This is a genomic window from Granulosicoccus sp. 3-233 (assembly GCF_052681095.1).
Window position 1 is genome coordinate 497,909 of sequence record NZ_JBQYLE010000003.1, and the last position, 26,674, is coordinate 524,582.

Below are 26,674 nucleotides of genomic sequence, written 5' to 3' on the forward strand. Positions count from 1 at the left end.
TGATCGGCTTGTTCGGCTTGTTCGGCTTGTTCGGCTTGTTCGGCTTGTTCGGCTTGTTCGGCTTGTTCGGCTTGTTCGGCTTGCAGCCTGGCATCTTCTTCCTGTGCCGCCCGTTCAGCCTCCAGTCTGGCTTCCTCTTCCTGTGCGACTCGTTCCGCCTCCAGCCGCGCCTTCTCCTTGCGGGCTGCGTGAAACTTCATGTCAGAGGTCACCGTGTCGCCCAAGGGTTCAAACGAGGTGAAATCACCATCGTAGTCGTTCAGACCATCACGCACATTGAAGCTTGACTGGCGAAACACATGGCGCAACGCGGCCTTGCGTAATGCCGCACTCACCCCCTTGTTGAAGAATGCACTGACGTCACTGCTCGCCGTCAGGGTCTCGATGTCGGGCATGTCGGCATCGGTCAGCAACACCTCGCCAGCCTGAGCAGCATCAGCATCAGCATCAGCATCAGCATCAGCATCAGCATCAGCATCAGCGTCGGCGTCGGCGTCGGCGTCGGCGTCGGTGTCGGTGTCGGCGTCGGTGTCGGTGTCGGTGTCGGTGTCGGTGTCGGTGTCGGCGTCGGTGTCGGTGTCGGTGTCGGTGTCGGTGTCGGTGTCGGCGTTGGCGTTGGCGTTGGCGTTGGCGTTGGCGTTGGCAGCAGCATCGTCGACCAGCGTGGTTCCTGCCCTATCGGAGGCAGACTCGATGCTCATGCCGGTCCAATCCGCACTGGCCGGCTGCAGTATCGACCCGTCAGTATCCAGCGACACCGGGCGTTCTGTCCCGACCAGCATCTCGGGCCCGGACTCGGGTTCAGCCGAGGATCCTGCAGTCAGTTCGCGTGGCCTGTCGGTATCGAGATTGCGCTCCTGTTCGACGGCCTGTTTGCGTGCCGACCAGCGGCTCAGGAAACCACGCCGTTCATCTTGCTTGCTCATGCGCTACCCCGGACCCGGTTGCCGACCCTTGCCATCTCCTTCTGACCACTTCCTGCGCTTGCGTTTCGTGAACGCCTTCGGCTGATAATGCGCCAGCACGAACGATTCCATGTAACGGTAGAGTTCGGCCGGTATGGGGGCACTGAGTACCAGCTCGTCGGTTTCCGCACAGGCAGTCGCCTCGTCGTAATCAATGGTGACGATGACTGGCCGAATACGGCACTCGTCTTCCTCTTCGGAGTCTCGACACACCACATAGACCAGGGGCTTGTCCCCGATCAGCGCATGCCAATAGCGTTCACAGGCATCCTTGTACAGCGTCACCTGATAGCCGGACCAGGCGAACAGTTCGCCCTTGTCGGATTGGCCAGCCGAAAGCACGGACTTGCTGGCCGATTCGGCAGCGGCGACGTTTTCCCCCACGGCAACCGAATACAGATACCACGACGGCATCGACCAGAATGACCGGCTGATCATTCTTCTTTCCAGCAACACGGTTACCGGCAGCTTCAATCGGGTAGGAATCTGCGTGCTCATGACCGGGAACTATTGCACGACTGTCAGCTGTGTTGAACCGTCAGCAAGTGCTGAAATCATCCGTTTTCTCCGCTCGACGAAAAATTCTGACCTTGGCCACGCAAAACCGAGACATTTTGTCTCAACATTTCATCGAATAGTACGAAAAACTGGCGACATGACGTGACTTGACTCAAGCAGACTCTTAAAGTCAGGGCAGCAACCTTCGAGTTTGAACGATCATGCACGCTACGGCCCAGCAACTTCCCAGCCTGAGTAATGAATCCCTGATGCCCGCACATGGCATCACGGCGGTCAATGAATTCGGTGAATCCGTCGAAGCACATATCCCGGGAGAACTGCCACTGACCATCCGCGTCGATGGCATGGAAGTGGTCACCCTGATGACGCTCGGAACCCAGCCCGAAGCATTGACCCTCGGTTACATACGCAACCAGAAGCTGATCGACGATATCAGCCTGATCAAATCGGTCACGGTGGACTGGGATCGAGAGGTGGTGGATGTGGAAACTCATGCCGGTACCGGCATCGCGGACTGGCAGGAAAAGATGAAGCGCCGGATCGTGACCAGCGGCTGCGGCCAGGGCACGATCTTCAGCTGCACCGTCGACAAGCTGTACGAAGTCGATCTCACCACACCGGCACTGAAGCAGTCGGAGATCTACACCCTGATCAAACACGTCAGTCAGCTCAATGATGTGTACCGTGTATCCGGCGCCGTGCACGGCTGCGGATTGTGCTCACCGACCGAATCGCTGATGCATATCGAAGATGTCGGTCGCCACAATGCCGCCGATGCCATCGCCGGGCGCATGTGGCTCGAAGGCATCGAAGGCGCTGACAAGATCTTCTACACGACCGGTCGTCTGACCTCGGAAATCGTCATGAAAACGGCGTTCATGGGCATACCCACGCTGCTGTCCCGCTCCGGGGTGACGCAGATGGGACTCGAACTGGCGCAAGAGATCGGCATGACCATGATCGCCCGAGCCAAGGGTCGCCATTTCCTGATCTACAACGGTCATGAACACATGACCTTCGACGCCATTCCGGCAGAGCGACGCAGCCCGCCGCCGACCAAGGGCATGCGTGATCTTGGCTGAGCGAGCGATTGCCCCATGACTAGTACGGCCGACCCACTGGTACAGAACGGTGCTGACAGAACGGGAATCCGCCAGCTCGATGGTTCCTCCTTCCTGACCGTGCCGCAACTGGCGCAGCTGCTGCACGTCAATGAAAAGAAGATCTATCAGCTGGCTGGTGTCGGCGAGATTCCCGGCACCAAGGTGACCGGAAAGTGGATCTTTCCACGCCAGCTGATCGAGGATTGGCTGCTGGAAAACAGTCACGGCGGGGTCATGCATGATCGCCTGCTGATTGCCGGTAGCGACGATCGTCTGATACAGCAGCTGTGCAATACAGCCGCCAGCGATTGGCAGCAACAGGCGCTGATCAGCTACAGTCCCACAGGTACACGCCATGGCCTGCGCATGCTCGATACCGGACGCGTTGATGCCTGTTTCATCAACTGGGGCGCCAGTGAAGCCAGCGGCCGCCGCCATCTGGGTCTGTTGCGACGTTACCGCAACCATCAGAGCTGGGTCATCGTGCGCTGCCTGCAACGCAATCAGGGTCTGTTGCAAACGCAACCGGTAGCCGAGTCGCCGGCATCAACGCCGGCGGACACGATTGCGCGGCTGATCGGCAATACACAACTTCGCTGGGCCATGCGGCCGGACGACTCCGGCACCACTCGCCTGCTGGAAGATCTGTGCTCGGTACAGGGCAACAGCACCAATCACCTGCAGACCAGCATCTGGTGCGATAGCGAGACCACGGCCGCTGCTGCCCTGAATCGTGGTCAGGCCGATCTGTGCTGTGCCGGTCAGAGCATTGCGCGGGACTTCGGGTTGCATTACCTGCCGGTTGCCGATGTCTCTCTGGATCTGGTCATGAGCCGCAAGACCTACTTTCGCACCCTGGTCCAGGATTTCATTGCCCGTCTGCTCGATAGCGGTACACATCAACTTGCCGAGAATCTTGGCGGATACACGGTACTGCCTGCCAGTCAGCTGCTCACCATCGATTGAACCCGCCCGCCACGGATCCGGCGCCTGATACCGTTCAGCTTAACGGCCGGACGCCACCAGGCGTTGGTTGTCCTCGCCATGCTCACGATGGCCACTGCCGGTATCTGCCAGGGATGCGCTCCTGTTCTCGTCCAGCAGGTTCTTCTGCTTGTCACGCTGACAGCTCAGAGTCCGGTCGAACATGCGCAATACCTGTTCCTGTCGCAGCGTCAAGGCCGTGAGTTTTTCGGCCGTGTCGATGGCCAGCTCCCGCCGGATCTCCTGACGTCGCAGAGCGCTGTTACGGTAGGCGATGAAGGTTTCTTCGTTTCGCGGTGACTCCAGCGTGGCGTCCTTGGCGTACAGGGTGGTGAAGCCGATGCAGGGCAATTCGCCCGCCTCGATATTGTCGAGCAGACGCTGGTCGTTCAGCAAGCCTTGCAGAACACGTTCGGAAAACTGCTCTGCATTGACGTTGCGATCATTGAACAGACTGATCAGCGTTTCCCGCTCGACCGAATCGAGCCCGAATTCGTTCGCCAGAATGGCCAGATTCTGCGTAGCGTACATGTCCTGATACATGAGAATGGTCTCGACGATGGCCAGACCGGCTCGCAGACGCACGGCATTGACATGATGCGGGCGCGTGGAATATTTCGGATCTGCCTGGCTGGCTTTCAGTTCGATCAGCAGCCGCTCCACCAGTGGCGACACGATGGCCCCCCGGTCTCGCTCTGCCCAGTAGATGCGGGCACCACTGTGACGCCAGTGTCCGGACATGAGCTCCGGATCACGGATTCCCTCTTCCAGCGACACCACGGTATCGAGCAACTTGATGACGATGCCTGCCAGCGTATAAGGCACCTCGGCCTCGGTCGCCTTGACCGTCATGTCGGTGAATCGCCCGACGTTGTACTGCGCCTGGGGCAACAACAGATGCGGTTGCTTGAGGGTCAGGTTGGCCTTGTTCGCACCGGCCGAATGAACCGAGGAATCGGTCAATTCGGAAACCATGGCGGCAATGGGTCCACCGAATCGGAACTGGATCTTGCGCAGGGAATGCCCGTAGCCAGTCACGCGCATGGAGCCATCCTCGACCACGTCGTGCAGCATGGCCAGCGTCACGATCAGTGGTTCCAGCGCCCGCCCCAGCACACGCTCGGCGATGGCCGAAATGCGAAAGGCATGAGCCGCCATGCTGCTGAGTGACTTGCGTCGGCCCTTCTCCAGTGAGCGCATCATCTCCAGACTGGCGACATGCACCGCCTCGATGGAATTGGGCGCTTCGGACACCACGAAGTATTCCATGACAGGCAGATTGATATGCACTTCGTGAACGGCCTTGCCACGACGCCCCGACAGACGCTCGCGTTTGGCAGGATCGTCCAGGGCGTCCCGCACGGCCATCAGCAGTGTGTTACGCAAGGGCTCTCGCAACGCGTAATGGTCGACCCCCGGCAGCTTGAAGGCCTTGACGGTCAGCTCGTAGTGTTTCTCGAGCAGTGGCCGCTCCGGGAAATCGGCATCGCAGTCAACGCCCACCGCTTCCAGTTCCTGTCGTTGTTCCCGATCCATGAAACTGATGACCTGATCGCCAGCCGCACGGGCGACCAGTCGCAGACGGCTTGCCTGAATGGCCGCGATGGCCGTGCCGATCTCCGGGCTAGGCGGATCGGGAATGGGAATTCTGCTCTCCACGGCCTCGTTGAATGCGGCCAGGTATTCGGCGACGGTGACCACCAGCTTGCCGACCGAGTCACCGAACCAGGTGAACACATAGGTATCGTCAACCACTTCGTGATCGTGCGAAGAGAAGGCACTGTAGCGATGCAGCTTGCCGTAGGAATCCTGCAGCATGGTGGCAACGATGAGATCGTGCGACATGCTGCGAGTGCCGCGACCGTGACTGCCATAGAGTCGCACCCCGAGGAGCATGTTGGCAGCCAGTACGGCCTGATGAATGATGGGTTCGAGCTTGGGCAGACGATTGGTATTGATCATTCGCCCGGATCCGGTGATGCGTGCATCGAGCGCTTCGGGCTTGATGGTTTCGGGATCGATGTCCTGCTTGGCGAACAGCTCGGCGGCGAGCAGGTCCCGGCCTCGTTGCGTGTCGAACAATCGACGCGGCAAGGATGAAAGCGGCACCAGTCGCTCGACTTCCTTGGCGATCCATTCACGCGACAAGGTGCCGGCGATGACACGTTCCATATCGGAAGTGCCAGCCAGAACCCCATAGGCTCTGACGAGTTTGACTAGGTCAGTGAGCGGGTATGCACGCGCCACGGTATTGTATTTCCAAAAAAGTACTGGCTTGGCTAAGAATAGCAATACCGCGCCAGTTTTAAACGGTAGTTGCACCGGCCAGCCGGACGGTAATGTTCAGGATCTTGACGCAATAATCCCGCCGAAATCAGAAAAAGTCGACCAGCTCACTCTTCAATTGACGAGATTTAACATGAAGAGCAAAACCTGCCGAGTCGGTCATCATTCGGTACGGCTTGTCAGGTCTCCTGCAGCGTGTTGTCCGTCACACCTGGCAACACCACCTCGAAGACACTGCCGACACCGCGTTCGGAATACACCTGAATATCACCACCGAACCGTCTCACAATGCCATAACTGACAGACAGACCCAAGCCGGTACCGCTGGCCTTTCCGCTAGTGAAGAATGGGTCGAAGACACGCGGCAGATCATCAGGCTCGATACCACAGCCCGAATCGTGGATGGTGATGCCGACAACTTCATTGTCGCCATCCCGGGTTTCGATACGAATCTGCCCACCCTGCGCCATGGACTGTATGGCGTTGCTCAGCAGATTGACCAGGACCTGCTGCAACTCCTGTCGATCGATCAGGGCAGCCCGCGTGGTCTCATGCCGCTCTGCCACGACCACCTGTCGACCGTCCAGCTCATGCGCCAGCAGCGTGAGTGAATCCTCGATCACCTTCGGCAGGGAGACCGGTGTCAGCCCGCCCCCCTGCGGCTCGACGGGAGCCGACGACGATTGCTCCGGTGCCAGCTGGCCAGAGCGTGAATACTGCAGCAGGCGATCGGTGATCGAGCGAATACGGTAAACCTGCTCGAAGATGAGATCGATCTCCGTCTGTACCTGCTCGCAGCCTTCGCCCAGATCGGCCACCAGCACGTCCATGTTGCCGAGAATGACCGCCGTCGGATTGTTGATCTCGTGCGCGACACCGGCGGTCAGCTCTCCCAGAGCGGCCAGCTTCTCGGCATTGGCCAGTTGTCGCCGTGTCTGCTGCAGCAGGTCGATCGAGTCCTGCAGGCGCCGATTCTGTTTTTCCAGTTCCGCCGTACGCAGCTTCACCTTGTCTTCAAGCAAGGCGGCATCCTGTTCGATTCGCCGCCGGTGCAGTTCCAGCGTGTCAAGCATGACATCGAAATTCGAGGCCAGTTCACCGATTTCGCTACCCGGGGAAAGGGGCCCGATGCGGCGATGCTCTCCGGCGGCGGTGGCACGCACCACCGCGGTCATGGTTTCAATCGGTGCGAAGATGCTGCGAGCCCCCAGAATGGCGGCCAGCCCGGCCAGCAGGCTGCCGGCGATGACCAGGACCGACAGCACCGCTATGGCCATCAGCATGCGAGCCCGGAAAGGGGCTTCAAGGTAGCCGGCGTACAGCATGCCAATCCGTTCGCCATTCACATCGATGACCGGTTCGTAGGCCGAGATGTACCAGTCCTTGACCACGAAGGCACGATCGATCCAGATATCCCCGCGCGACAGCACCGTGCGATAGACCTCCGAGGACACGCGGGTACCCAGCGCCCTCGTATCATCGAGCCAGGGCACATTGGTGCTGATGCGCACATCATCCAGAAACAGGGTCACCGTACCGCGACTGTCCGGCGCCAGGCTGCCGGGGCCATAGACCAGATCGCGTATCTCATCCACGAAGGCAAAGTTGCGGTTCAGCAGTACGCCGCCTTCGAGCAGGGCAACCAGCTGTCCCTTGACATCCCGCACTTCGTGCAGGGATCGGATGACCATGGCGCGATCCTCCACCTGCCTGTCGGTGGGCCTGGCTCTGGCGGTCGGCACCAGTGGCAGCACCACTCGAGAAGCATCGATGCCGGGGATCTCCTGCCAGTCTGCAGGCTCGTACAGCTCGATCCCTGCCACGCCCTGCTGCGTTACCTTCTCAGGTGTTGCACCGGATACCGCGGCAGCAAGAGGCCCGGCACGCAATCTGCCCGGTTGCCATCCCGCGCTGGTCAGAACCCGGCTTCCATCGACGGACCAGGCTCGCAGAAAATCGAATCCACGCACGCCCTGCTGATCGGCGAGCAGTTGCATGATGTCGTCGAAGGAAGCGTTCCGCAGCAGATGTACCAGTGATGCACTACCGGCTACCGCCGACAGCTCGCTCCGCGTGTCTTCCCGTATCCGGCGGAAGCTCTCGCCGGCAACCTGCAGATCGGCATTGACCTTGGCGAACAACTGCTCGTAGGTATAGTCACTCGACCACTTGGCGGCCAGCAGTATCACCGTACCGCTCAGCAACAGCAGTGGCACCAGCACCAGCGCCAGCAGTCGATATCGCAATGTGTGAAATCGCCTGCGCACGAAAGTAGGCAGCCGTGATCGGTCAGCGAACATGGCCGGGCACTATTCGTTGCCTCCACTACTGCTCCACAAGGCCTGCTTGCGCTCCAACGTCTTGCGAGAAACACCGAGCTGCCGCGCTGCCGCCGACTTGTTGTTGCCCAGCGACTCCAGCACGGCCTCGATGTGCGCCCGCTCTACCTGCTCCATGCTCCAGTCCAGTGGATAGCCGGGCTCCAGCACAGGGGCCACCACCTCCCCCTTGCCCAGACTCTCGAGCGGCAACTCTCCCAGCAACAGCGTGCGTTCCACGACATTGCGCAGCTCTCTGACATTGCCCGGCCAGTGGTAGGCATGGAGTCTTTCCCAGTCCGCATGCAGCAGCTGCACCGGGGCCAGACGCAATTCCGAGGACAGCTGCTCCATGAAATGCTGCACCAGCAACTCGATATCACGACCCCTGTCGCGCAACGGCGGAACCTGCAGATGCAGGGAGTTCAGTCGGTAGAGCAGGTCCGAGCGAAACATGCCGCTGGCGCCCAACTGCTCGAGGTCGCTGGTAGTGGCCGCAACGAAACGCACATCAACGGGGAATTCTCGTGCGCTACCCAGCGGACGCAGTACGCCACGCTCCAGCACACCCAGCAGCTTGGTCTGCACCGATTCGGGCAGTCGCGCCACTTCATCCAGGAACAGTGTGCCCTTGTCCGCATGCGCGATCATTCCATCCCGTGTCTGGTTTGCACCTTCGAAGGCGCCCTTGACGTATCCGAACAGCTCGCTATCGATCTGCTCCGGATCCACGGTGCCGCAGTTGAATGCGATGAAGGGCCCGCCGCGACGACTGAGCCGATGCAGTACCCTGGCTACCTGTGCCTTGCCTACACCGTTCTCTCCCTGCACCAGAACCGTCGAGCGAGTGGCAGCAACGCGCTGAATCAGCGTCGACATGGCAAGCATCGCCTCGCTCTCACCCACCAGCCCATCATCTTCCCGCATCTGCTCGACCTGCAACCGCAGCAGAGAGTTTTCACGCAGAATCTGGCGGCGCATCAGCGTGCGACGCATGGACATGAAGATCTGCTCGGTGCGGAACGGCTTCATGATGAAATCGTCCGCGCCATTACGCAAGGCCGACACCGCCATGTCCAGATCGGCATAGGCCGTCATGTAGATGACATGCGTTCTGACACCGCGCTCACGCAGCTTCTCCATCCAGTCCAGACCGGACAGTCCGGGCAGGCGGATATCGACAAGCAACAGATCGAAGTGGTAGCGCAGCCGCAATGCTTCCGCTTCCTCGGCGCTGCCGGCAACCTCCAGCAAGGCGCAGCGATCCTCGAAGGCGCGCTTCAGAAAATTGCGCATGCCCGGTTCGTCATCGACGACCAGTATGGCAGCGGAGCGCAGCAGACGATTGAACAGCAGCTCGATATCACCATCGTTCCTTGTTGCATTCATGACTGGCAGATTCACCGGCTCTGCCGCTTGGCGGGGGTCGTCTTGCTCCCTGACTTGCCGGTGCCTGACTTGCTGGTGGTCTTGCGAGTGCTCTTGCTGGTGCTCTTGCTGGCGGTCTTGTCGCTCGTCTTGCTGCTTGACTTGCCAGCCCCTTGCCCGCTGTCGCTATCCTTGCGCTGACGCAGCTTGCCGACAACTGGCTGCTCCGCCTCGGTCTTCGGCCGGTAATCACAGATATCCCGTATCAGGCAATCCGGGCATCTGGGCTTTCTGGCCACACAGACATAACGACCGTGCAACAGCAACCAGTGGTGCGCATCGAGCAGGTAGTCGCGCGGCACCATGCGCATCAACTTTCGCTCCACCTCCAGTACCGTCTTGCCCGGTGCGAGACCGGTGCGATTGGATACGCGGAAGATATGTGTATCCACGGCCATGGCCAGCTCGCCGAATGCCGTGTTGAGCACGACATTGGCCGTCTTGCGGCCGACTCCCGGCAAGGCCTCCAGCGCCTCCCGATCGGCAGGCACCTGCCCCTCGTGCTGTTTGCACAGAATGCGGCAGGTTTCGATGACATTGCGCGCCTTGGCATTGAACAGACCAATGGTGCGGATGTAGGGCGTGATGCCCTCAACGCCCAGCTGCAGCATGTCGGCGGCAGTGTTGGCAACCGGGAACAGTCTTGCGGTGGCCTTGTTGACACCCACGTCCGTGGCCTGCGCCGAGAGCATGACGGCGATCAGCAGTTCGAAGGGGGTGGTGTAGTCCAGTTCCGTCTGGGGGTTCGGGTTGGCCTCTTTGAAGCGCCGGAACATGTCGGCGCGTTTAACCTGGTTCATTGACTGACTGTTGGCTATTACTGTGCATTATCGATGGATAGGCTGCGAATGTAACCTATAATATGTTGAGTGCATTCATGACGAATCGACACCTATTATGCGGCTATGATGACGCATTAGCGCAGGAGGTGTTGGGCGTTGACATACAGGGAAGCGATTCGCGATCACGGAGAATGAATGTCGCACGTTGACTGCATCGGTACAACCGTAGCGGTATCCCGGCAGGCGTCAGATCGCCAACCACCTGTTTCGTGCAGACGCATGTAGCAGATAAGCAAGGTAGCCCGTCCGTTATGCAAAAGCCGCCCTTCCCGTCAGGCAAACCTGACCCCGGATACGAGCGAATAATGCTTGCTCTCGAGGCCATACTCGCCTCGGAGAAGTTTGTGGCTGCGCCGCAGATGTCAGCGTTCCTGCGCTACGTCGTGGAACAGGCAGCCAGCGGCAACAAGTTCAGAATCAAGGCCTATACCGTCGCTGTCGATGCGCTGGGCAAACCCGATACCTTCGACCCTCAGAACGATCCCGTGGTGCGTGTGCTGGCTGGCAGACTCCGCTCATCGCTGGCTGCCTATTACGAGATCCGGCCGGATGAGGATGTGGTCATCGAGATGAAGCCCGGCTCCTATGTGCCCGTCTTTGTACTAAAGGACACCCAGCAATCCGAGGCGCCAACCGAGGAGACGGATCACTCGGACGAGGACGACATCGATCACTGCCTCACAGCAGCAAACAGCATCATCAGCGAGAGTGACCTTACCTCCAGCTCGCCGGAAGACGGGGAGCTGGCTGACGACAGCAATGACCTGGCGACAGGAACACGCCGGGAAGCGGTTGCTCGTCAGTCATCACACGTACCGCAGCCGGGCATGGAGGCAGCCGATTCGCCTGCCGCCGGTCTTGCCGCTCACCGGGCATTTCTGCGCCTGCCCTACAGGTTCCCGAAATCGAGCGTGGCAGCCGCGGTGATATTGGCCTTTCTGGCCGGCACCTTCATGAATGGCAGGGACAGATCTACGGTCCCATCCATGCAGGCAGCTTCACCGGCTCGTTCACCTACCGGCTATCACCTGTCCTCCCCCCGTCAGCGGCCGGAGTCCTTGTCATTGTTCGTCAGCGCCATGGAGCAATCCGACTCTCTGGTCAGTCAGCTCAGCACGCTCATGAGTGATGTCTTCTCCGAGTCGGAGGACATCCGTGTGCATCGGCTGTTCCGCTCGACACAGGGACAGCAGTACTGGCCTGAAGACTATCTGGTGTCCATCAATGTTCTGCCTCTGCCGGAAGAAACCCAGGTCAGTGTGCAACTGGTCGACGCTCAGACCGGCCGCATCACACACGTGGAGAATCTGCATCTGAGCACCAACGCCAGCAAGCGTCTCAGCGCAGAGGAGCTGCAGACGATCATGGATTGTGCCCATTACCTGATCAGCGCCAGTGGTCCACTGCGAACCGACTATCAGGCCAAGATCCGCAGCTGATTCACAGACAGGCTGATTGTTCCGCTACACGAAATGGCTGATTCACTGACCGCCTGATCAACCTGCCACAAACGATGGCTGATTCACTGACCGCCTGATTGTTCTGCTACTAGCGATGGCTGACTCACTGACCGCCTGATCGATCGGCGTCAGGCGAGAGCGGTTTCGGTAATGCCGCTGTTTGCACTGATCTTCAGTGGCACCGGTGCGGCGACAATCACGCCGGTGTCCTGACTGGCTGCCTGGGCGGCGAGTTCCAGCAAATGAGGATCGCCGATGAAATGCTCGAAACTGACGCAATCCGTCATCCTGCGACCGGCATGTTCTGCGAGAAAACCCGTCGTCTCGCCAGGGCCGGTATCGATTTCATGCGCCAGGTAGGTTCGGTACAGGTCCATGAAGTTGACCAGGCGCATCAACCCCAGATCGGGCTCGTGCTCGCACGCCATGTCGACGATATTTGCTATGACAGCAACGACGGCCTGCATGCTGCCTTCCGAAATCGCTACCGTGCCGAGTGTATCTGACGTTTCTATCTTCATGGCCAACAACATCCAATTGTCCTGGGGGCCTTCGTCAGGATAACGCAAAATTGCATTATCCTTCGAGGTCTACCGATTGCCGTGTAGCGCCGGTGACTCTGCATTCGAGGATAACCGGAAGGTTACCCGGACCAGACCCGTTTCAAATTTCCCTGATTCGACCTGCTCTCTGAGCAGGTGTTCAATTCATGTTACTTGCGAATGCTCCACGAGAGAAGCCCGAAATAAGTTCAGTGGGCAGAGCAACGCCGTAACTGAACAAAAGATCAGGTCAGTGCTGCATCAACAGTCGAAGCATACTCCGCAAATACCGTCAAGATCGTGCCTGACACCACGTTACCAACGATTGCACAGGTAACATTTGGCAGCCTGGTATCACTGCTGTGCAAGAAAAGTCAGGTTTTCGACAGACAAGCACCTGAATCCCGACGGTTCGTGCGTTCAGTAAGAAGAATTGTTGGCCTGATCGGGATGTATCTCATCGGCGACTTCATCCGGATCGACATCATTCATCAACAGCACTTCCCGCACGGCTTCGATATCATCGATTATCTGCTGCACTCTGCCCGGATGATCGAATTCGTTGACATCATTGATCCTTGGCATGTAACAAAATGCCGTTTTCAAGGCCGTCAGTGATTGTTCGTCCAGCTTGCTCATGATCGTCAGGATTTTTTCTTGAATTCTTCGGTGAAACGGGCCGTATCGAACGAGACCTGGGTGCGCAACAAGGCCAGTTCATCAGGTGCTGCGGGATAGGCCCAGGCGCCATCCGGAATGACAGCGCCATCGGGCAGATGCACGTCGTAGTATCGGGCTTCTCCCTTCCAGCGGCAGGTGTATCGCGTATCGGTGGCTTGCAGAACGGCCCCGCGGACCTCTTCCAGCGGAACATAGGTAACCGGCTGACGCTCACCTTCCAGCAGCTGCAAGGCAAGATCGGTCGTGATCAGGGTGTGATTACCCTGCCTGACGGACACCAGCTCTTCCAGGAAGCGGGTTTTCAGATAGCGATCGGGGACAACTACCCGATAACGCTCCTGCATCCTGATCTTCATCGTGCACTTCCCCCTGGTATTTCCGTGCTGCCCTGGCGTACTGACACACCAGGGCACACCTCATGACGGCTCGGTAGCCCACGATCCGGCTCGCCGCTGACGACAACCGTGGCCATGAACCCTAATAACTGCGCAGCTGCCCGACAAGTACACCCTGAAAACTGACGCGGCTGGCATCATACCGCATGGGTGACATGGTGCTGTTCTCCGGTATGAGCTCGACGATGCCATTGCGAGTCTCTCCCAGACGCTTGAGCGTCGCTTCCTGGGAATCGATCAAGGCCACGACGATATCGCCGGTCTGCGCGGTGTCCTGCTTGCGCAGAATGACCGTGTCACCATCCAGTATGCCCACATCCATCATGGACTCCCCGGTAACCCGCAGAGCATAACGGTCCGGGCCGATGAAGAATGCCGCCAGGTCCAGATAATTGGCATCTTCGATGGCCTCGATGGGCTGCCCTGCGGCGATGCGCCCGAGCAGGGGGATGACCAGATCGTCGCGACCATGCTCGCCGACCTTGTCAGGCAGCCCCATGGGGTGTTCGACGTTGGAATCCGCGGACATGTGCGTCAGAGAACCGGCGCGGCGAGGTGGCGGCAGATGCTTTACATTGGATGGCTTCGAGGGCATTGCCAGACCGACGATACGCAGGCCGCGCCAACCGTTACCATGCCGTTCCAGACGTCCCTTGGCAATGAGTGACTGTACGTAACGATGAACCGTCCCCTTGGATTTCAGGCGCAGATTGGCTGCCAGCTCGGCGATGGTCGGCGCAACGCCCTCGGCGCGTATATGGCGCTCGATGGCTGCAAGAACACGCGCTTCCAGATGAGTGAGAGGATTGTCGGATTCCATGAACGTTCTCCAAATGTACTCAGCCAGCATAGAGAACGTTCAGAGAAATTTCAACGGTTGGGCATGGATTTCGCCGCTACATTATTGTATCCATCTCGGTCTGGTGCAAAGCCATCATGAACAAGCAGCAAACATTCATCAACAGGCTCAAGCCCGGCCTGGAATTACCCTGGTGGTTCACCTACGAAATGGCCGCCCTGAACGACGACTTCGACCAGCGTGTGGTAAGCCTGCCCGACGACGCGAAGTGGCACAGCACGCAGGTCGATGGTGTGGCCTTGCGTGTGCTGGAGTACATCCCCGGTGCCATACCCCGCCTCACAGGGCAGATTCGGCTGGACCCGGAGCACTCCCCGGCCCTGCTCGGCGACAATCCCGATCTGGAGATTCTGGTGCAACAGGGTGAGCTGGAATCCACCATGGGTGTGTACCCGGCCGGCCTCTATCTGCGTCTGCCGCTCACCGGCGATCATCATCTGCAGGCTCTGACCCTTCGCTGCAGCGAAAGCGATACCGGGCAACCGCCCACGCTGTCGACAACCGATGAGACGGGCAGCGCCCTGTTGTATGTCGCGGCCGGACAGATGCTGACCAGTGATACCGAACAGCGACGTATCGACACCAATGATGCCTCTCGCTGGCTACCCGGCCCGGCCGAAGGTACGGAAGTGCTGCCTTTGCATGGTCACGGCAGCGGTAACTCCATGCTGATCCGCTGGAACAGCCGAGTCGAGATCAAACCTCGCCTGGACCCGACCGGCGAGGAAATACTGGTACTGAGCGGAACACTGCAGGATGCGCTGGGGCGCTATCCCGCGGGTAGCTGGATACGCAACCCGGTAGAGGCCTGGCAGAACTGGGGCGCTGTCCCGGGTACCGTGGTGTATTACAAGAACGGCCACTTTGCACCACCCGATGAATCACAGTGACAGACACCGACCTCATTGACGACCCGTCCACACTGACGCGCTTTGTCAAACAGGCTGCCGCAGAACTTGGCCTGCAGCACTGCGCAATCACCGATACCGACCTGGGCGAGCACGAAACTCATCTGCTGAATTGGCTGGCCGCCGGTTTTCACGGGGAAATGGACTACATGCAGCGCCATGGCACGCGACGCTCGCGTCCCGCCGAGCTGTTGCCCGGCACCATTCGCATCATCTCGGTCCGCATGGACTACTACCCGCCGCACAGCGCCGATGCCGAGAGCGTGCTGGGCTCGCCCTCTCTGGGTTATGTCTCGCGCTATGCCATGGGCCGTGATTATCACAAGGTGTTGCGCAACCGCCTGCAGAAACTGGCCAAACGCATTCAGCAGCACTTTGGCGAGTTCGGCTACCGAGCCTTTGTCGACAGTGCCCCGGTACTGGAAAAGGCCATCGCACAAAAGGCTGGGCTGGGCTGGATCGGCAAGCACAGCAATCTGCTGAGCACCGATGCCGGCAGCTGGTTCTTTCTCGGCGAACTCTATACCGACCTGCCACTGGCAGTCGACGCCCCATTGCCGAAATCTCATTGCGGCAGCTGTACCGCCTGTCTGCAAGCCTGTCCCACCGAGGCCATCGTGGCACCGTTCAAGGTGGATGCCCGCCGCTGCATCTCCTACCTGACCATCGAACTGAAGGGCTCGATCCCGGTCGAGTTTCGCTCGGCCATGGGCAATCGCATCTATGGCTGTGACGACTGCCAGCTGGTCTGTCCATTCAACAAGTTCAGCAATGACACGCAGGAAGATGACTTCAGCGTTCGCAACGACCTGGACAGCCCGCAGTTGATCAGCCTGTTTCGCTGGAACGAAGAAGATTTCAAGGCGCGCATGGCGGGCAGCCCGATCCATCGAATCGGCCATGAAAGCTGGATACGCAACATTGCGGTAGCGCTGGGCAACGCCCCCGGCACGCAGGAGATCATCGCCGCACTGCGCGAACGGCAGGATGACCCCTCAGCCGTTATTCGCGAGCATGTTGCCTGGGCACTGGAACAGCACGACGCCTCATAGCATCTTCTGCAACAACACGGCATGCCCGGTGGACTCATCCAGGGTGTAGGCCGTGAAGCCGAAACGCTCATAGGAACGTCGCGCCCGCGCGTTGCCTGTCAGTACCTCCAGCGTCACCTTGCAACAGCCACGCTGTTTCGCTTCTGCCTCGATGAAGGCCAGCAACTTCTGACCGACTCCACCCCCTCGCGCATCGGCAATCACCGCAAGGTCATGGATGTTGATCAGCGGCTTGCAGGCAAAGGTGGAGAGCGTGGTGAAACAGTTGGCCAGGGCCACTGGCTTGTCGTCGATACGACCGATGACCGAGAAGGCGCCCGGCATGGCAGCCATGGCCTGCGGCAGATTGTCATGCGCATGCTGGCTCAGCGGTGTCCCGCCGCCCATGGGATCGCGGGCGTAGTCATCCAGCAGGTGGAGTACGGCGGCACAATCTTCCGGCTCATCCCACCGGGCCAGTGCAAATTTCACATTGCCGACTTGCAGATCGTAATTGGACATGGCTGTTGATCACCCCTGCGTTGATGCGAATCAGTGGTTCATCAACCTGATACCTCAGGGTTGACGGACCTCTAGCGCTTGCCCGCCTGCCGATTGCGTTCGCGCAAGTCCCGAAGACGCTCAGCGATGCGAATCTCCAGACCGCGCTCCACCGGCTCGTAGAAGCGCACGGCCTCCAGTGTATCCGGAAAATAATGTGCACCGGCAGCGAATCCATCCACTTCATCGTGCGCATAGCGATAACCCTCTCCATGACCCAGTTCACTCATCAGTTTGGTCGGTGCATTGCGCAGGCTCATCGGCACCGGCTGATTGCCGTTCTGCCTGACGAAGGCCATCGCCTCCTTGAACGCACGGTAGACCGCATTGCTCTTCGGTGCACAACTCATGAACACGATGGCGTGAGCAATGGCCAGCTCACCTTCGGGACTGCCCAGACGCGTATAGGCATCCCAGGCGTACTGGGCATGCTGGAAGGCGCGTGGATCGGCGTTGCCGATATCTTCCGACGCAAAGCGCAGGACACGCCTGGCGATATAGGCCGGGTCGCAACCGCCATCGAGCATGCGACAGAACCAGTACAGCGCCGCATCCGGATCCGAACCGCGCATGGACTTGTGCAGAGCCGAGATCTGATCGTAGAAATGGTCGCCGCCCTTGTCGAACTGGCGAAAGGAATCCCGCGTCACTTCCCGAATGACTGCCTCATCGATGATGCGGGTCGCACCATCCATGCGGGCGCAATCCGAGGCCAGTTCCAGCAGTACCAGCGCATGCCTGGCGTCGCCATCGGCCGTTGCTGCCAGCAGGTCCCGATACTCATCGTCCATCCGGATGGCCAGACCGCCGAGGCCGCGCTCCGGATCCACCAGAGCACGATCGATCACCGCGCGAATGTCACTTCTTTCCAGATGCTTGAGTACATAGACCCGCACCCGCGACAGCAGTGCATTGTTGAGTTCGAACGAGGGATTTTCGGTGGTGGCACCCACAAAATACAAGGTGCCATCCTCGATATGCGGCAGGAAGGCATCCTGCTGAGACTTGTTGAAGCGATGAACCTCATCGACAAACAACACGCTGCGCCGCCCTTCGGTATCGAGCCTTGCGCGTGCCTCGGCCACCTTCTCGCGGATATCCTTCACACCCGACAGAACGGCCGACAGGCTCATGAAATGGGCGTCACAATGGCTGGCGATCATGCGTGCCAGCGTTGTCTTTCCCGTGCCGGGCGGCCCCCAGAACACCATGGAATGCAGGCGATTGCGTTCCAGGGCCTGGCGCAATGTACTGTCGGCACCGAGCAGATGCGTCTGGCCGAAGAATTCGTTCAGCGACTCCGGCCGCAGCCGGTCGGCCAGAGGGCGCACCGAGTCATCGGCACCGAACAGCTGACCGCTAGTTGTCATCGAGCCCGATCACATCGACGCCTTCGGGTACCTCGAAGACGAACAGGGAGTCGTCCAGTTCCACATCGGCCTCGAAGTCACTGAAGCGGATCTGCGTCGCCTGACCGAAATTGTCTCGCAGTTCCATGGCAGCCAGTCCGGCATCGTTCATTCCCAGAAAGACCATCTCGAAATCCGAGTTCTCGCTGATGGGGGTGAGTTCGAGCCAGTTGATGCCTTCGGCCTCTCCCAGTTCGACGATGTCGAAGGACTCTTCCAGTGGCGCCGAGCGCATCAGCAGGACCAGCGGGGTGCCGGCGATACGCTCGTTGATGGCGTTGACGGTCACCTGGTCCAGCCCCTTGTCGTACAACCAGATGCGCTCTCCATCGGCGACGATTTCCTGGGAATCGGCTCCGTCATAGGACCACACGAAACGTCCGGGGCGCTTGAGCCTGATGGAGCCAGTGGTGGTCTGCAACGGCTGGGAGTCGGCGTCATACAGCGTCTGTTCGAAGTCCGCCTGAAAGGTCTCGACCCCCTGGACGAAGCGATCCAGCTGATCCAGTGCCGTTGACCCCATCGCCATCTGCGAGGCCAGCAACAACACGGCAGCCAGCGAGGCCGGTAGCCAGTGCAATGAGCGCTGCGCGTGGGCACGCGCGCGTCGGAACATCGGTGATACGCAATACATGCTGGGAAATCCTGTACGGTCTTGCCGAATCGAGCGGGTCAGTCTACCTTGATGGCAGCCGAGAACGGTAGTTCCGCTCTCCAGAGGCAAACTATGCCCTCTTGAGCGGAACGCAAGCCATGCGCGGATTGTGCGACCTCAGTGGTGCCCGTGGGTCGGCGGCGGCGCCAGCACCTCACGTGTGCCACTGGATGTCACCTGACTGACGACACCGGCCGCCTCCATCTCCTCCACCATGCGCGCTGCCCGGTTATAACCGATCTTCAGACGTCGCTGTACATAGGAAATGGACGCTTTGCGAGATTCCAGCACGATCTCCACGGCCTGATCGTACAGGGCATCGGATTCGGTTCCGCCGCCCTCGGGTTCTCCCCCGGACAGACCGGGAATGGCCGTTGTGTTCTCCTGCAGGATTTCGTCGATGTAATTCGGTTCGCCCGTCTGCTTGATGTGGGAGACGACGTTCTGCACTTCATGATCATCCACGAAGGCGCCGTGCACCCGCACTGGCAGCGCCGTACCCGGCGGCAGATAGAGCATGTCACCGTGACCCAGCAGGGATTCCGCCCCACCCTGATCCAGAATGGTGCGTGAATCGATCTTCGATGACACCTGAAACGCGATCCGGGTAGGGACATTGGCCTTGATCAGACCGGTAATGACATCCACCGAGGGTCGCTGGGTGGCTAGAATCAGATGAATACCTGCGGCACGCGCTTTCTGCGCAATTCGCGCGATGAGCTCTTCGGCCTTCTTGCCCACCTGCATCATCATGTCGGCAAATTCATCGACCACCACCACGATGAACGGCATGGGCTCCAGCGTCGGCGGGGCTGCCGCCGGCGTCAGCGACAGCTGCGGATCGTACAGCGGATCGACAATCGGCGTACCCGCCTTGATGCCGTCATTGACCTTCTTGTTGTAACCGGCAATGTTGCGCACCTTGAGCGCCGCCATGACCGTATAGCGTCGTTCCATCTCGCCGACACACCAGCGCAATGCATTGGCCGCCTCCTTCATGTCCGTGACCACCGGTGACAGCAGGTGCGGGATACCGTCGTAGACATTGAGTTCCAGCATCTTCGGATCGATCAGGATCAGGCGCACATCCTTGGCCGTGGCCTTGTACAGCAGACTGATCAGCATGGCATTGACGGCCACCGACTTGCCCGAGCCGGTCGTTCCTGCCACCAGCAGATGCGGCATGCGGCCCAGATCGGCGGTGACCGACTCACCGCTGATGTCCTTGCCCAGTGCCAGCGTCAGCGGAGACTTCTTCTCGATGTACTGTGATGATTGCAGCATTTCGCTCAGCTGCACGATCTCGCGATGATCGTTCGGCACCTCGATGCCGATCGTCGACTTGCCGGCAATGACCTCTACCACCCGCACACTCACCAGGGACATGGAGCGAGCAATGTCCTGCGACAGACCGGTGATTCGGCTGGCCTTGATACCGGGAGCGAGTTGCATCTCGAAACGGGTGATGACCGGCCCCGGGTGTACGGCGACCACTTCCACGGTAATGCGAAACTCCGCCAGCTTCTGTTCAAGCAGCCGAGACAGCGCTTCCAGGTCCTCATCCGAGAAACCGGGTCGTTGGGGTTCCGGCGCATCCAGCAACGATAATGGCGGCAAATCGGAATCCGGCACATCCAGGAACAACTTGGCCTGCTTCTGCTCGGTTACCCGCGGCTTGATCGCGATCTTCTTCTTGCGGGCCGGATCCATCACCGGCAGCACGGTTTCGTGCTCGGGCGCCTCACTGGTCACCGCCGGTACGACAGGCGCCGGTGGACGTACCTTCTGCTTGCTCTTCGCAGCCTTGGGTGGCGCCTCATCGAATGCTTCATCGATGAGGGGATCATCACCGTCAAACGGGTCGGCAACCGCCGTATTGACCGGCGGACGTACCGTGACATTGTCGTTGAGCAGTGGGTCGGTCTCGTTCAGCAAGGGGTCTGCCTCGCCCAGAGAACGTTCCAGCGCATCCATCCTGGCACCGTGAAAGTCCGGCGTCATGTTCCTGGCCGCCGATTTGGCGACACCACTGGCTGCCTGAGTGCCGGCCATCGCCTTTTCGCGTGCCATGGCCAGCGCAGCAGCCAGCCCCGTGCGAGGTGGGTTGTCGGCATCGATATCGAGCAAGGGGTCCAGCTCCGGCACCTTTGCCACGGAACGCTTGCGAGGTGTAGCCTTCGGCGCACTCTCGCGACGTTTGCCAGCAGCCTTCGCCTCCTTCTCCCGGGCCATGGCAGCAACTTCCCGCTCACGCTGGCGCAGATGCAGTTCACGCGCCCGATCCGCTTCCCGAATGCGAGCCAGCTCGGCATGCGATTCCGACATCGAGCTCACCCGGCCCTTCATGCGTTCGAACAGCCCGACCACGGCCCCGCCGATGGCTTCGATCAACTGCAACCAGGAAGTACCGAATGCCAGCGTCAGGCTGCTGAAGAACACCGCCAGCAGCAAAAGGGTGGTACCCAGATGGTGCAGCACACCCACCAGTCGCCAGGCCACGGCCGTTCCCAGAATGCCGCCGCCGAAGATGTTGTGCGGCAAGGCACCGTCAGGTACCCCGAAATGCAGATCGGCCAGGCCACTGGCACTGGCCAGCATCAGAATGACGCCGATGAGTCGCACAAAGACAAACGGCCGGTAGGCATTGATGACCCGCCGTTCGTCACGAAACAGCAGCCAGCCACCGACCCCCATCACCAGCGGTAACAGATAAGCCATGTAGCCGAACAGTGACAGGGTCACATCGGCAAACCATGCCCCCACTCGTCCGACACTGTTCTGGATGGGTTCGCCCAGCCCCGTATGAGACCAGCCCGGATCGCTGGCATCGAAACTGGTCAGTGCCAGCAACGCAATCAGCGCGGCAAATCCACAGACAATCCCGCCGACTTCCCGGAAAAGTCGCCCCATCTGCCCCAGAGCCCGCGCATTCGACAATTGAGCGCTGGCCGCCGCCCGCGTATCAGCCGCCGATGCCCGTCCCTTGCGAGACGTTGTGGCGGCGCTGCGGCGCGTCGCGGTCGCACGGCGACTGGCCACGCGGCCGGCACTCTTGGCACTGCTGGCCTTGCGAGCCGCTGGTGCCTTCTTGCGGCGTGCGACAGCCGCGCGCTTTTTGGTAGCTTGAGCCAAAAAAACTGTCCTGCCCTATTAGCATGAGTAGAGGCGTTGTGTTATCGGGATCCAATACCACATTGTTGCTCGCCGGAAATAAAAGTGTAGCAGACGCCTGCGCGCATACCCGTCGCCACAGGTTCGTTTGGGGGTAGTATTCACCCCCTCTTTTCATTCAACACCGAAAGACAACGGAAACACCATGACCGATACGCGTCACTGCAAGTTACTTATCCTCGGATCAGGACCGGCCGGTTACACCGCCGCGGTGTACGCCGCTCGAGCCAATCTCGAGCCGGTACTGATAGCAGGGATGGAACCCGGTGGCCAGCTGACCACCACGACCGATGTCGACAACTGGCCGGCAGACGCCATGGGGGTGCAGGGCCCCGAGCTGATGGAACGCTTCAAACAGCATGCTGAACGCTTCGAAACGACGCTGATCAGTGATCACATCCAATCGGTCGACTTTTCACAACGCCCACTGCATCTGACCGGCGACAATGGCAGCTATACCTGCGATGCATTGATCATTGCCACCGGTGCCAGCGCCATGTATCTGGGATTGCCCTCGGAAGAGGCCTTCAAGGGTCGCGGGGTGTCGGCCTGTGCCACCTGTGACGGTTTTTTCTATCGCCAGAAGAAGGTAGCCGTCATCGGCGGCGGCAACACCGCCGTGGAAGAAGCGCTGTACCTGTCCAATATCTGTAGCGAAGTTGTTCTGGTACACCGCCGAGACTCTCTGCGTGCCGAGAAGATTCTGCAGGATCGCCTGTTCGAAAAGGAACGCAATGGCAATATCCGCATTGCCTGGAACCACACCCTGGATGAAGTACTGGGCGATCAGACCGGCGTTACCGGCATGCGCATTCGACACGTCGATACCGGTGACACGGAAGAGATCGAGCTGCTGGGTGTCTTCATCGCCATTGGTCACAGCCCCAATACTAGCCTGTTCATCGATCAGCTGGACATGCAGGGCGGCTATCTGAGCGTGCAGAGCGGTAGCCAGGGCAATGCCACCGCAACCAGCGTGCCCGGCGTATTTGCTGCCGGAGACGTCATGGATCACGTATACCGTCAGGCCATCACCTCGGCCGGGACCGGTTGCATGGCCGCCCTCGATGCAGAACGTTACCTGGAAGCCCTGCAGGCATCATGACCCTCTGCCCTGTCGTGCCGCCATCATGAGTCGCAGGTTCGTGATGCCGACTCGACAGGTGCAGGCGCGATGCTCCTTACACGGCCACAGATTCGGCAGATGAAGCAGCAACTACAACTGGAAGTACGAGATTCTCTGGAAGCGGTACCGGCAGCACACTGGAATGCCCTGTGTGATGACGGCAACCCGTTTCTGCGCCATGAATTTCTGCACACTCTCGACCAGACCGGCTGTCTGGGCGAATCCACCGGCTGGTATCCACGTTACTTTCTGCTGTGGGACGGCGATGAGGACTCGCGCGAACTGATCGGCGGCGTGCCCGCGTATGTCAAGACCAACTCGTATGGCGAGTTCGTGTTCGACTGGGCCTGGGCCGAAGCCTACGAGCGACACCAGATGGAGTACTACCCGAAGCTGGTATCGAGCATTCCCTTCACTCCGGCAACCGGTCAGCGGCTGTTGGTCAGAGCCGATCAGCCTTATGAGCAGACGGTCAGTCTGATGGCCCGGGCGGTCCGTCAGTTTGCCGACTCCCAGGGTTATTCCAGCGTGCACTACCTGTTCCTGACCGAGCGCGAGAGCGCCATACTGTCGGCGGTGGAGCCGGTGGCAACCGATCAACAGGCCGAGTCGGCTTCCGAGGATGGCACCGCCCCGGCTACCAGCGGTGACGACGCTGCGCAAACGGCCGGGGAAAGTGAACAGCCCCCGCAGGCCAATGACCACCTGAAACGCATTGATTGTCAGTATCACTGGCAGAACGACAACTACAGCGACTTCGACGACTTTCTCGCCCTTTGCACCTCCCGGCGACGCAAGACCCTGCGACGCGAGCGGCGCCATGTCAGCGACGCTGGCCTGCGCCTGGAACAGCGACTCGGCAGCAGCCTGTCTCAGACAGAGTGGCGCTGGGTACATCGCTTCTACGAGTCCACCTTTGATCGCAAATGGGGCAATCCGTCCCTGACACTGGCGTTTTTCGAAACCATCGGCAAGAAGATGGGCGACCAGGTGCTGATCGTCTTCGCCTTTGATGACGAGGACGAACAACCGGAATGGCCAGTGGCCTGTTCGGTCATGTTCATTGGAGACAGCACCCTCTACGGCCGATACTGGGGTTGTCGGCGCGACTACCACTCTCTGCATTTCGAGGCCTGCTACTACCAGGGCATCGAATACTGCATTGCCAATGGCATCGCCCGTTTCGAACCCGGCGCTCAAGGAGAACACAAGATCACCCGCGGCTTCCTGCCGACCATCACCCGCTCGGCTCATTATGTTGCGCACCCCGGTTTCCGCGATGCCATTGCCGATTTCCTGTCGCAGGAAAGGCCTTACATCGAACAGAGGTGCAGTGGACTCGCCGATTTGTTACCTTTCAAGGCTGAAACACTTTCCCTGTAGGCCCACTATGCCGATTCCGTTTCTGGCCCCGGATGACGATGTGACCCCGTTCCCATCAACCTGTACGGCTTTGTCGGAGCCGAACGGGTTGTTGATGGCCGGTGGCAATCTCAGCCCCAGGCGCCTGCAAGCGGCCTATCGGGCGGGGATCTTTCCCTGGTATGAAGCAGGCGAACCGATTCTCTGGTGGTCACCGGACCCGCGATGCGTGATATGGCCGGAGGACATTCGTGTGTCCCGCAGTCTGCGCAAGACCCTGCGCAACGCCGGCCTGGAAGTCACGGAAAACCTGGCCTATCGGGAAGTCATGAAACAATGTGGTGCACCTCGCCCCGGCAGCAGTGGCACCTGGATCACGCAGGAGATGATCGAGGCCTATTGCCTGCTGAATACGCTGGGCGTTGCCCACTCTCTGGAAGTGTGGAACGGTCACCGACTGGTTGGCGGACTCTATGGCATTCGCATGGGACGCGTGTTCGTCGGAGAATCCATGTTCTCGCTGGAACGCGATGCCTCGAAGGTGGCACTGGTGCACCTGGCACAATCCGGCCAGTACAAGCTGATCGATTGCCAGCTGGAGACGCCCCACCTGGCCAGCATGGGTGCCAGCACCATCAAGCGCGAGCATTACCTGCACCTGCTGAGCGAGTATGGCGACTTTCCCGTGGAGTCCCCAGCTGCGCTGCAGACCCACACGGCCTGACACGATTTCCCTGCACCAGGCAGGCCAGGCACGCAGGCATCAACCGGCCATCAGAAAGTCCGCCGATGTCAACTTGCTGCACCTGGTCGCCATGCTGACAGCGGCCAGGTGCAGGGTCGATCAGATGTTGCGCAGAATGGCGTCCTTCACGGCACCGAGTTCGGCCTGCACGGTTTCCACCGCTTCGCGGCCCCGGATAGCGATATCCGGATCCTTCAGGCCATGCCCGGTCAGAGTGCAGGTGATCAGGCTGCCGGCGGGTATCTTGCCGGACTGCAGATCGCGCAGAGTGCCACACAGGGATACCGCCGAGGCCGGTTCGCAGAACACGCCTTCGCGACGAGCCAGCATGGCCTGCGTTGCCAGCAGTTCCTCATCGCTGACCTCATCGAACCAGCCACCGGATTCATTGACTGCGGCATGTGCCAGATCCCAGCTTTGCGGGTTGCCGATGCGGATGGCCGTCGCCAGGGTCTCGGGGCTGGTAACCGGTTCATTGCGCAGAAATGGCGCCGCACCGTCGGCCTGGTAACCCACCATGACAGGGCGCTTGTCGGTCATTGCCTCCAGCAGGTACGGGCAGTTTTCAGCCCCTTCGTAGAGAGTGCATGATGCCGTGGTCTGACCCACCGCTTCGCTGAAGCCGATCCAGTAACCGGAAATGTTGCCGGCATTGCCCACCGGGATGCAGTGATAGTCCGGCGCACGTCCCAGCGCTTCGACGATTTCGAAGGCCGCTGTCTTCTGACCCTGCAGACGATAGGGGTTGATGGAGTTGACGATGGATACCGGCGCCTCGCCAGCCACTTCCTTGACCAGACGCATGCCGTCATCGAAGTTGCCCTTGATCTGCAGCACCACGGCACCGTGAGCGATGGCCTGCGCCAGCTTGCCCATGGCAATCTTGCCCTCGGGAATCAGCACGAAGGCGGTCATGCCGGCACGCGCGGCATAGGCTGCAGCCGCCGCCGAGGTATTGCCGGTGGAGGCGCAGACAATGGCCCTGGAGCCTTCTTCGGCGGCCTTGCTGACGGCCATGGTCATGCCGCGGTCCTTGAAGGAGGCGGTCGGGTTGAGGCCTTCGTACTTGACGTAGATCTCGGCGTCGATATCCAGCTCACGAGGAATGTTGTTGAGTCGGATCAAGGGTGTATCTCCTTCGCAAAGGGAGATCACGGGGGTGCTGTCACTGACCGGCAGACGATCCCGGTAGCGATCAATCAGACCGGTGTAGAGGGCGGCTCGCTTGGATGATGCAGACATGTTGGAAGACTCTGGTGCCGGAGCGACTCCGGCAATGTTGCGTAAAGGATGACTCTGCCGGTCGTGTGACTATCGACGGGCA

At 59.9% G+C, this 26,674-nt stretch carries 22 protein-coding genes and 1 pseudogene; 8 read left to right on the top strand and 15 right to left on the bottom strand.

Annotation, left to right across the window (positions count from 1 at the left end):
- Both ACUNV4_RS11530 and ACUNV4_RS11535 read right to left on the bottom strand, forming a co-directional pair.
- On the bottom strand, window positions 1–926 hold a 926-nt coding region (locus tag ACUNV4_RS11530), incomplete at its 3' end, for a DUF3306 domain-containing protein (RefSeq protein ID WP_430878692.1).
- A gap of 3 nt (window positions 927–929) precedes the next feature.
- Complete coding sequence (locus ACUNV4_RS11535) at window positions 930–1,463, bottom strand: DUF3305 domain-containing protein (protein WP_430878693.1); 534 nt, start codon at window positions 1,461–1,463, stop codon at window positions 930–932.
- Window positions 1,464–1,684: 221 nt separating this feature from the next.
- Here ACUNV4_RS11535 and ACUNV4_RS11540 point away from each other — a divergent pair, with 221 nt between their 5' ends.
- A complete protein-coding gene (locus tag ACUNV4_RS11540) occupies window positions 1,685–2,566 on the top strand; it encodes a formate dehydrogenase accessory sulfurtransferase FdhD (RefSeq protein WP_430878694.1) in 882 nt (293 codons plus the stop codon).
- 15 nt (window positions 2,567–2,581) lie between these two features.
- Window positions 2,582–3,553: a substrate-binding domain-containing protein gene (locus ACUNV4_RS11545; protein ID WP_430878695.1), complete on the top strand. Its 972-nt coding sequence runs from the start codon at window positions 2,582–2,584 to the stop codon at window positions 3,551–3,553.
- A gap of 39 nt (window positions 3,554–3,592) precedes the next feature.
- On the opposite strand, the gene ACUNV4_RS11550 is transcribed toward ACUNV4_RS11545, so the two are convergent.
- From ACUNV4_RS11550 to nth, 4 genes and pseudogenes are all read right to left on the bottom strand, one after another.
- Window positions 3,593–5,818, bottom strand: a complete 2,226-nt coding sequence (locus ACUNV4_RS11550; protein ID WP_430878696.1) for a hypothetical protein — start codon at window positions 5,816–5,818, stop codon at window positions 3,593–3,595.
- Between the two features lie 218 nt (window positions 5,819–6,036).
- On the bottom strand, window positions 6,037–8,103 hold the full coding sequence (locus ACUNV4_RS11555; RefSeq protein ID WP_430878697.1) for a sensor histidine kinase: 2,067 nt from the start codon (window positions 8,101–8,103) through the stop codon (window positions 6,037–6,039).
- Window positions 8,104–8,166: 63 nt separating this feature from the next.
- Entirely contained in the window at window positions 8,167–9,564 is a 1,398-nt protein-coding gene (locus ACUNV4_RS11560; protein ID WP_430878698.1) for a sigma-54-dependent transcriptional regulator, read from the bottom strand.
- Window positions 9,565–9,776: 212 nt separating this feature from the next.
- Window positions 9,777–10,403 (bottom strand): annotated as a pseudogene (gene nth, locus ACUNV4_RS11565) (endonuclease III); the annotation flags it as partial.
- A 347-nt stretch (window positions 10,404–10,750) separates the two neighbouring features.
- On the opposite strand from nth, the gene ACUNV4_RS11570 reads away from it, so the two are divergent.
- Window positions 10,751–11,884 carry a hypothetical protein gene (locus tag ACUNV4_RS11570; RefSeq protein WP_430878699.1) on the top strand — a complete coding sequence of 378 codons (1,134 nt, stop codon included), beginning with the start codon at window positions 10,751–10,753 and terminating at the stop codon, window positions 11,882–11,884.
- A gap of 149 nt (window positions 11,885–12,033) precedes the next feature.
- Here ACUNV4_RS11570 and ACUNV4_RS11575 read toward each other — a convergent pair whose 3' ends face one another.
- The 4 genes from ACUNV4_RS11575 to lexA all read right to left on the bottom strand — a co-directional run bounded on the left by ACUNV4_RS11575 (window position 12,034) and on the right by lexA (window position 14,343).
- A complete protein-coding gene (locus tag ACUNV4_RS11575; RefSeq protein WP_430878700.1) occupies window positions 12,034–12,426 on the bottom strand; it encodes a hypothetical protein in 393 nt (130 codons plus the stop codon).
- A gap of 441 nt (window positions 12,427–12,867) precedes the next feature.
- Window positions 12,868–13,086 (bottom strand): hypothetical protein, encoded by a 219-nt coding sequence (locus ACUNV4_RS11580; protein WP_430878701.1) that lies wholly within the window; start codon window positions 13,084–13,086, stop codon window positions 12,868–12,870.
- Window positions 13,087–13,091: 5 nt separating this feature from the next.
- The gene (locus ACUNV4_RS11585) at window positions 13,092–13,484 is read right to left on the bottom strand and encodes a DUF427 domain-containing protein (RefSeq protein ID WP_430878702.1); all 393 of its coding nucleotides are present in this window, start codon (window positions 13,482–13,484) and stop codon (window positions 13,092–13,094) included.
- Between the two features lie 121 nt (window positions 13,485–13,605).
- Window positions 13,606–14,343 carry a transcriptional repressor LexA gene (gene lexA / locus ACUNV4_RS11590; RefSeq protein WP_430878703.1) on the bottom strand — a complete coding sequence of 246 codons (738 nt, stop codon included), beginning with the start codon at window positions 14,341–14,343 and terminating at the stop codon, window positions 13,606–13,608.
- Between the two features lie 116 nt (window positions 14,344–14,459).
- Between lexA and ACUNV4_RS11595 the strand changes: the two genes are divergently transcribed.
- The gene (locus ACUNV4_RS11595; RefSeq protein ID WP_430878704.1) at window positions 14,460–15,272 is read left to right on the top strand and encodes a cupin domain-containing protein; all 813 of its coding nucleotides are present in this window, start codon (window positions 14,460–14,462) and stop codon (window positions 15,270–15,272) included.
- Window positions 15,269–16,342, top strand: coding sequence for a tRNA epoxyqueuosine(34) reductase QueG (gene queG, locus ACUNV4_RS11600; RefSeq protein ID WP_430878705.1), 1,074 nt, complete (start codon window positions 15,269–15,271; stop codon window positions 16,340–16,342). Before ACUNV4_RS11595 ends, queG begins: the two co-directional genes overlap by 4 nt.
- Here queG and ACUNV4_RS11605 read toward each other — a convergent pair.
- From ACUNV4_RS11605 to ACUNV4_RS11620, 4 genes are all read right to left on the bottom strand, one after another.
- On the bottom strand, window positions 16,337–16,843 hold the full coding sequence (locus tag ACUNV4_RS11605) for a GNAT family N-acetyltransferase (protein ID WP_430878706.1): 507 nt from the start codon (window positions 16,841–16,843) through the stop codon (window positions 16,337–16,339). The two genes, queG and ACUNV4_RS11605, sit on opposite strands and share 6 nt — an antisense overlap.
- Before the next feature lie 71 nt (window positions 16,844–16,914).
- The gene (locus tag ACUNV4_RS11610; RefSeq protein ID WP_430878707.1) at window positions 16,915–18,252 is read right to left on the bottom strand and encodes a replication-associated recombination protein A; all 1,338 of its coding nucleotides are present in this window, start codon (window positions 18,250–18,252) and stop codon (window positions 16,915–16,917) included.
- Window positions 18,242–18,925: an outer membrane lipoprotein chaperone LolA gene (gene lolA / locus ACUNV4_RS11615; RefSeq protein WP_430878708.1), complete on the bottom strand. Its 684-nt coding sequence runs from the start codon at window positions 18,923–18,925 to the stop codon at window positions 18,242–18,244. Before lolA ends, ACUNV4_RS11610 begins: the two co-directional genes overlap by 11 nt.
- A gap of 138 nt (window positions 18,926–19,063) precedes the next feature.
- Window positions 19,064–22,078, bottom strand: a complete 3,015-nt coding sequence (locus tag ACUNV4_RS11620) for a DNA translocase FtsK (protein ID WP_430878709.1) — start codon at window positions 22,076–22,078, stop codon at window positions 19,064–19,066.
- Window positions 22,079–22,262: 184 nt separating this feature from the next.
- Here ACUNV4_RS11620 and trxB point away from each other — a divergent pair, with 184 nt between their 5' ends.
- The 3 genes from trxB to aat all read left to right on the top strand — a co-directional run bounded on the left by trxB (window position 22,263) and on the right by aat (window position 25,329).
- Window positions 22,263–23,222, top strand: a complete 960-nt coding sequence (trxB, locus tag ACUNV4_RS11625) for a thioredoxin-disulfide reductase (RefSeq protein ID WP_430878710.1) — start codon at window positions 22,263–22,265, stop codon at window positions 23,220–23,222.
- A 99-nt stretch (window positions 23,223–23,321) separates the two neighbouring features.
- Window positions 23,322–24,626 carry a GNAT family N-acetyltransferase gene (locus ACUNV4_RS11630; protein WP_430878711.1) on the top strand — a complete coding sequence of 435 codons (1,305 nt, stop codon included), beginning with the start codon at window positions 23,322–23,324 and terminating at the stop codon, window positions 24,624–24,626.
- Window positions 24,627–24,633: 7 nt separating this feature from the next.
- Window positions 24,634–25,329: a leucyl/phenylalanyl-tRNA--protein transferase gene (gene aat / locus ACUNV4_RS11635; protein WP_430878712.1), complete on the top strand. Its 696-nt coding sequence runs from the start codon at window positions 24,634–24,636 to the stop codon at window positions 25,327–25,329.
- Between the two features lie 120 nt (window positions 25,330–25,449).
- Here aat and thrC read toward each other — a convergent pair whose 3' ends face one another.
- Window positions 25,450–26,592 carry a threonine synthase gene (thrC, locus tag ACUNV4_RS11640; protein WP_430878713.1) on the bottom strand — a complete coding sequence of 381 codons (1,143 nt, stop codon included), beginning with the start codon at window positions 26,590–26,592 and terminating at the stop codon, window positions 25,450–25,452.
- Window positions 26,593–26,674 lie beyond the last annotated feature (82 nt).

What these genes read in the sequence shown, in the direction of transcription:
- ACUNV4_RS11535 (WP_430878693.1), bottom strand. Translation starts at nt 1,463, where the DNA reads ATGAGCACGCAGATTCCTACCCGATTGAAGCTGCCGGTAACCGTGTTG.
- ACUNV4_RS11540 (WP_430878694.1), top strand. Translation starts at nt 1,685, where the DNA reads ATGCACGCTACGGCCCAGCAACTTCCCAGCCTGAGTAATGAATCCCTG.
- ACUNV4_RS11545 (WP_430878695.1), top strand. Translation starts at nt 2,582, where the DNA reads ATGACTAGTACGGCCGACCCACTGGTACAGAACGGTGCTGACAGAACG.
- ACUNV4_RS11560 (WP_430878698.1), bottom strand. Translation starts at nt 9,564, where the DNA reads ATGAATGCAACAAGGAACGATGGTGATATCGAGCTGCTGTTCAATCGT.
- ACUNV4_RS11570 (WP_430878699.1), top strand. Translation starts at nt 10,751, where the DNA reads ATGCTTGCTCTCGAGGCCATACTCGCCTCGGAGAAGTTTGTGGCTGCG.
- ACUNV4_RS11575 (WP_430878700.1), bottom strand. Translation starts at nt 12,426, where the DNA reads ATGAAGATAGAAACGTCAGATACACTCGGCACGGTAGCGATTTCGGAA.
- ACUNV4_RS11580 (WP_430878701.1), bottom strand. Translation starts at nt 13,086, where the DNA reads ATGAGCAAGCTGGACGAACAATCACTGACGGCCTTGAAAACGGCATTT.
- ACUNV4_RS11585 (WP_430878702.1), bottom strand. Translation starts at nt 13,484, where the DNA reads ATGAAGATCAGGATGCAGGAGCGTTATCGGGTAGTTGTCCCCGATCGC.
- lexA (WP_430878703.1), bottom strand. Translation starts at nt 14,343, where the DNA reads ATGGAATCCGACAATCCTCTCACTCATCTGGAAGCGCGTGTTCTTGCA.
- ACUNV4_RS11595 (WP_430878704.1), top strand. Translation starts at nt 14,460, where the DNA reads ATGAACAAGCAGCAAACATTCATCAACAGGCTCAAGCCCGGCCTGGAA.
- ACUNV4_RS11605 (WP_430878706.1), bottom strand. Translation starts at nt 16,843, where the DNA reads ATGTCCAATTACGATCTGCAAGTCGGCAATGTGAAATTTGCACTGGCC.
- ACUNV4_RS11610 (WP_430878707.1), bottom strand. Translation starts at nt 18,252, where the DNA reads ATGACAACTAGCGGTCAGCTGTTCGGTGCCGATGACTCGGTGCGCCCT.
- lolA (WP_430878708.1), bottom strand. Translation starts at nt 18,925, where the DNA reads ATGTATTGCGTATCACCGATGTTCCGACGCGCGCGTGCCCACGCGCAG.
- trxB (WP_430878710.1), top strand. Translation starts at nt 22,263, where the DNA reads ATGACCGATACGCGTCACTGCAAGTTACTTATCCTCGGATCAGGACCG.
- ACUNV4_RS11630 (WP_430878711.1), top strand. Translation starts at nt 23,322, where the DNA reads ATGAAGCAGCAACTACAACTGGAAGTACGAGATTCTCTGGAAGCGGTA.
- aat (WP_430878712.1), top strand. Translation starts at nt 24,634, where the DNA reads ATGCCGATTCCGTTTCTGGCCCCGGATGACGATGTGACCCCGTTCCCA.
- thrC (WP_430878713.1), bottom strand. Translation starts at nt 26,592, where the DNA reads ATGTCTGCATCATCCAAGCGAGCCGCCCTCTACACCGGTCTGATTGAT.